Annotated in this window: 2 protein-coding genes; both read left to right on the top strand. The window is 73.3% G+C overall.

Annotated features, from left to right (window positions below; all coding sequences use genetic code 11):
* Positions 1-325: glycosyltransferase (locus B8460_RS10265; protein WP_048861506.1), on the top strand; the 325-nt coding region annotated here is incomplete at its 5' end.
* A 53-nt stretch (positions 326-378) separates the two neighbouring features.
* Positions 379-778: four-carbon acid sugar kinase family protein (locus tag B8460_RS10260; protein WP_048861505.1), on the top strand; the 400-nt coding region annotated here is incomplete at its 3' end.

The raw sequence follows: 778 nt of genomic DNA, 5'->3' as shown, positions 1-778 counted from the left end.
AATCTGGCGCGACGCCGACCTGTTCGCGCTCGCGTCGGCCTGGGAGGCGAGCAGCATGGCGGCGGCCGAGGCGTTGCGTCGCGGCGTGCCGCCGGTGATCGGCGCCGGCGGCGAGGCCGGCGCGGACGTGCCGCCGGAGGCCGGCGTCGTGCTGGATGCCGAGGATCTGGACGGCTTGTCGAAGGCGCTGCGCCGGCTGATCTTCAGCGACGAGTTGCGCGCCGCGTTCGCCGAGGCCGCGTGGCAAAGCGGTCAGGCACTGCCCGGATGGACGACACAGGCGGCGGCCTTCGTCGCGGCCGCGGACGCGCTGGCCGCCGGCTGACGCTTCGAGGCGGCCGGCCCCTACCCGACCGCCCACGCACAAGGAACCGCGCCATGCCCCTGCTCGGCTGCATCGCAGATGACTTCACCGGCGCAACCGATCTCGCGTCCATGCTGGTGCGCACCGGCATGCGGACGGTGCAGCTGATCGGGGTGCCGGATGCCGCGACGCCGGTGCCGGACGTCGATGCCGTGGTGGTCGCGCTCAAGTCGCGCACGACGCCGCCGCGAGAGGCGGTGGACCAGAGCCTCGCCGCGCTGCGCTGGCTGCAGGCCGCCGGCTGCCGGCAGATGTTCTTCAAGTACTGCTCGACCTTCGACAGCACGGCGGAGGGCAATATCGGCCCGGTGGCGGACGCGCTGCTGCACGCGCTGGGCGCGGGCTTCGCCTTCGCCTGTCCCGCCTTTCCGGCGAACGGGCGCACGATCTATCAGGGGCACCTGTTCGTCGGCG

Origin of the sequence: Acidisphaera rubrifaciens HS-AP3 (genome assembly GCF_000964365.1) — a bacterium.
Classification (GTDB): Bacteria; Pseudomonadota; Alphaproteobacteria; order Acetobacterales; family Acetobacteraceae; genus Acidisphaera; species Acidisphaera rubrifaciens.
This window is presented reverse-complemented; position numbering and strand designations above follow the sequence as displayed.